General features: G+C 49.5%; 4 protein-coding genes and 1 pseudogene. All 5 read right to left on the bottom strand.

Annotated elements, in window-relative coordinates:
* Positions 1-551: glutathione synthase (locus tag BG74_RS16925; RefSeq protein WP_244267329.1), on the bottom strand; the 551-nt coding region annotated here is incomplete at its 3' end.
* 254 nt (positions 552-805) lie between these two features.
* On the bottom strand, positions 806-1,174 hold the full coding sequence (locus tag BG74_RS16930; RefSeq protein WP_066597105.1) for a hypothetical protein: 369 nt from the start codon (positions 1,172-1,174) through the stop codon (positions 806-808).
* Positions 1,175-1,369: 195 nt separating this feature from the next.
* Positions 1,370-2,047: a deoxyribonuclease I gene (gene endA, locus BG74_RS05285; protein ID WP_439895674.1), complete on the bottom strand. Its 678-nt coding sequence runs from the start codon at positions 2,045-2,047 to the stop codon at positions 1,370-1,372.
* A 499-nt stretch (positions 2,048-2,546) separates the two neighbouring features.
* Positions 2,547-3,852: pseudogene (locus BG74_RS18910) on the bottom strand (sugar porter family MFS transporter); the annotation flags it as partial.
* Between the two features lie 671 nt (positions 3,853-4,523).
* A partial coding sequence (locus BG74_RS16950) for a methionine adenosyltransferase domain-containing protein (RefSeq protein WP_244267321.1) occupies positions 4,524-4,886 on the bottom strand: 363 nt, incomplete at its 5' end.

Consider the following 4,886-nt stretch of genomic DNA (forward strand, 5'->3'; position numbering starts at 1 on the left):
ACAATGACTGTCAGGTTGGGATCGTCTTGCTTGACACGAAAAACCGACGTACCGCCCATGCCGTCCAGCGGTTTCAGGATGATGTCGCCGTGCTTCTGCCAGAAAGAACGGATGTGGTCGTCCCGGCGGCTTACCAGCGTGTCAGGCGTATAGCGCGCGAACCAGGCAATAAACAGCTTCTCGTTACAGTCCCTCAGGCTCTGCGGTTTGTTGACGATAAGCGCCCCTTCATCTTCCGCACGTTCCAGAATGTAGGTAGCATATATAAATTCGGTATCAAAGGGCGGATCCTTGCGTATTAGGATAACATCTAGTTCGCCCAGGTTGATATCGTGTTCGCCGTTAAAGCTGTACCACGCGTCATAATCTTGTTTTACCGTCAGCAGACGGGTGGAGGAAAGCGCTTCGCCTCCGCGCAAATACAGGGAACTCATTTCCATATAGTGAATTTCATAGCATCGGCGCTGCGCTTCCAGCAGCATGGCGAAACTGCTATCTTTTTTGATATTGATGGAGGAAATCGGATCCATCACGATGCCAAGCTTAATCATTGTCTTTTACCCTAAATCGCCGAAACGCACTCGTAGGGCGGATGATGGCAGTAGTCTCAGTGCGTGACACACGCGTGGCCCCAGTATAACATCGGTAAATCTATAGTTAGTGGTCAATGAAACTTCCTCCGCCGACATGGCTGCCTTCTGGCCCGATCAGCAGACGAACATTCTCCGCCAGCACAGCGGCAGCGTATTAATGCGCTGTTCAGTTTGGAGACGTTAATTAAGTTTAGCCCTGCGTACTGTAGGCCTCAAGTGTCATCGCGGGGGATCTCTCCGCCATACGGTTGCGGCCGCATTGTTATGCGCGGATAGCGATTTTGCGCCACTGCAGCAGCTTTTTCTCCAGCCGTTTGCCCTTCAGCTTTTAGGTCACAGCGTACCGAAAAAAATAGCGCGATAACATTTACGCCCAATTTAATAGATTTTGGATAACGAATTCCATCTTTTCCCCGCGAAACATCGCCTGTCCCAGGTGCAAATACATCAGCGATTCGCGATCTTCCGTACGTGCAGCTAGCTAGCACCGTGGTCTCGACAGCTTTTTTCATTCGGGTCAACCGGGAGTTAAGAACCTGATTACTGTCGTCAAACAGCTCATGCAGCGTGTCAGTGTTCATGCGCAACACCTGGCTTATAATGTAAGATACACCGCGTTTTCTCTAACTTCACGTCCGGCACCGACGGTTATCGGTACCAGACGATATATTCGAGGTTTCGCATAAGGCGTGGTTACAAGTCCAGATTATCTGGCTGCTAGAGGATTTAACCCTACTAGCGCAACGGCGGGGCCACTCTAGTGTGGAGCGGCGCTCTTATTGGCTGCAACCCCGCATGATATAAGGATTGAGATTACCCTGTACTGCGGCAATACGCCGATTGCGTTTGCATTCCCACTCAGTCACCGGATAGGTACGGTCCCATACCTCAAATAACTTCGTTTGCGCCCGGGAAAGACGAAGACGATAATGATCGCGCATATAGAAGTAAGTGCGTGCGATGGCACCGCGCGCGCGGGCAGGCGGCTCCGCCTGCTTGTTTTTGAAATCCACCTTCCCACAGCGGCTGTACTGGCCTTCGTCGCCGCGCCATTGACTGTACTGATAGTTGCCGCGATCGCCATTGATCTCGCCGATCGCTGGCTGTAGGTTATGCAGATCGGCTTCTATTTTCCGATAAACTGGATCTTTGGCACAGTTTTTACGACCACCTTTTTGCCAGCATTGGAGCCGGTGGCCGAACTCCCAAGCTGGTACCACATGTTCCCATTCGATGCGGTTGGCGCGCAGCTTGCTTTTACGCACCTGATAGCCGCATGACCCCAGATCCGGGATACCCCTTTTGTCCTGCCAGCGGATGGGACAACCACAATAAAAGGTGCCGGGCGCATCGCGATTGATTCCAACTGCTGCCGCTTTCGCCTGGTTGAAATTAGTAATCTTCTGTACCTTGGCCGCTGTGGAAAAAGAAATGAATAATAGGGCAAAGGCCAGCAGGCTCGAAGTTTTATGCAGCGTTATTAACGTGTTCAATTTAGAAATGCGCAGGCAACCTAGTTGCGCAGCGACAGGTAAATTTAATGGGCGTCGCGTCGGATGGACGCTCTGCTGCAGGGCTATTGGGATACGTGACGGTTTCATATTCATTAGCATAACCGCCGGTGTAACAGAATGCAACAGCGTGAGAATGGCGTGCGGCGCCGTCCAGAGATGTGCACAGGACAACATTTCGTTGCCGCAATATGAGCATTGCAATCCGATCTTGCCGGCGCGTGATATCTGCACTAGGGATGTCATTGTCGCAAAGGGGACAGGGGGACATAGGCAGACCTCCGTGCTCGGCACCATGATGAGCACGGAAACAAAACGCTGCCAACGCCCAGGTCATCAAGCAGGCTATGAAGACGGATCTATGTATCCCGCCGCCTCGGGAGCATAAAAATGCTGCCTCCCAGCGGGACGGCGGCGTAGGGTCTACGCAAAGGGATAGCTGTTAATTTTCCCACGCGCCAATTTCGCGCAGCGGCTTGCCAGTCATTAGATTATATTCTATATGCTCAAGGAAACGTTTTTGGTTCCCGGAATTAGCATAATGGCCAATACGATAAAGACGACGTTCAGCGCTCCGTACACCCAGAAGGTGTTGGCGTTGCCCAACGTATCCAGCATAGTCAGGAAGGTCGCGCCGACGATCATTTTGGCGATCCAGTTGGTGGCAGTGGACACAGTGATACTGAAGTCGCATCCTTTCTCAGCGGCTGAATTTCAGAACACAGTATCCAAATCAGCGGGACGGCGCTCATCGCGAAGCCGACGATAAACAGCATCAGCATGACGATGATAAAGTATTTTTGGAATTCAGTGTCGATCCCTAGATGCAGCAGGCGTAATCCAGCACACCTATACCAACCCCATAATCAGGAAGCCCAGTTTCAAGGTCGGTTTACGGCCTCAGTGATCCGCGACCGATCCGACAATCACCGTTCCGCATATCTGGTTGGCAGTGCTGGTAAAACCAGTAATCTCGAAAAATTTTTTCGGCGTATTATACATGATAGTGTTCATACTGGTGAATTGCTGCATCACCTGCACAGGACGCCTAGAAAGACCGCATGGCGGAAATTACTATTATCTTTGAATAGTACCCATCCGCTTTGTTTGATTTTCAAACTTTCGCGGATTTCTTCTAATTCTTTGCGTACCTGCTTCGCTAAAACTGCAAAGCATATCGAGTACTTTTTGTGCTTCATGATAACGCCTCCGGGTCGCCGCCAGTCAGAGTGGACTGGCTCGACAGAAGCTGCATTCCGATAAAAAGAAACGCCACGGGAATGGTAATAATACCTAGAATCCAAGGCCAGGAGTCGCTATAGCCGAAAGTGGCATTAGAGAGATAGGACGCTAGGATCCCCGATGGTAATCATCAACTGATATATGGAAATCATCGAACTGCAGATCTTTTCCAGCGCTATTTCCGACAGGTAAAGCGGGGCGGTAAGTAAGAGGCAATCCCGACAGCCAGCTCCAGCAGAATACGGGCGATAATCAGCAATTCTACATTGGGCGATAATGCCAACCAAAGCGAACTGATGATGAACAAAATGGCGCCGGCAAGTAGGCTGAATTTCCGCCCTAATTTAGCTGACATCTCCAGCCGGAAGCGAGTGTGCCCACCGCAGCGCCAAACATCATGGAGCTAACGATCCATTCCTGTTACAGTTATCAATGTGCAAGTCCGTAGACAGGAAAAGCGGCGCGCCGGCGATTATGCCAGCATCCAGTCGAAATAGTAGGCCGGCCGGTCAATGCTGCTATAAAAAAACGAAAAAAGTAAAACAAGTATGGGATCTGCCGGATTTATATGTGTCAGTTTTAATAAAAACTAATTTATATTTTTATATAAATGTATTTTTAAAAAGTATGATGTACATATAAAAATATGTAATCAGTTACATACGCTTATCCCTGTCTGTCAGCATATTCATCCGTATTAAAAAGCATTGCCATGCTAATATTAGGGTATTCAGAGCGGTTGTCATATGGAATAATCCTGATATCGTATTAATTATATATTAAAATTTATTTTTCTGTAATTTGTTTTAACTTAGTGTAGATAAAAAATTTTTCTCTGAATAATTTTTTATCGCACTGCACTGGGGCGACTAGATAGTATGAACACCGTAGAAAAACGTCGTAGTCCTGCATGCGACGGCAGGCAGAATTGCACTAGCCGGTATGTGTCCGTCTAGTAAATAAACCCGTATCATCCCGCGTGAGATGACGGGCCATAGGCATTCGGGGGTAGAGACAGACCAGACCGCAATAGCGGGAAAGGAGTGCGTCAGTAGAACACAGACTTTATCGGCGAACGAATATCGACGGGAAACTTGTCCTGTAGACAAAAAACAGCGATCGAGACGATCGCTGTTTCTGTGTCATGGCATTTATGCCCGCCACGCGTCATAGTGCGTTATTTCAGGCCGCTGGCGTCCCGCAGTAGTTCGGCTTTATCGGTTTTTTCCCACGGGAAATGTTCGCGTCCGAAATGGCCATAGGTGGCAGTTTCGCGGTAGATTGGCTTCAGCAGATCCAACATGGTAATGAGTTTATAAGGACGCAGGTCGAAAAATTCGTGCACCAGCGCCGTCAGGTTCTCAGACGGGATCTTTTCGGTGCCGAAAGTTTCGATTGTGATGGAGGTCGGCTCCGCCACGCCGATGGCGTAGGACACCTGAATTTCGCAGCGCTCGGCTAGACCAGCGGCAATGATGTTTTTTGCCACGTAACGCGCAGCATACGCCGCCGAACGGTCAACCTTTGACGGATCCTTACC

This window comes from Sodalis-like endosymbiont of Proechinophthirus fluctus (genome assembly GCF_001602625.1).
Taxonomy (GTDB): Bacteria; Pseudomonadota; Gammaproteobacteria; order Enterobacterales; family Enterobacteriaceae.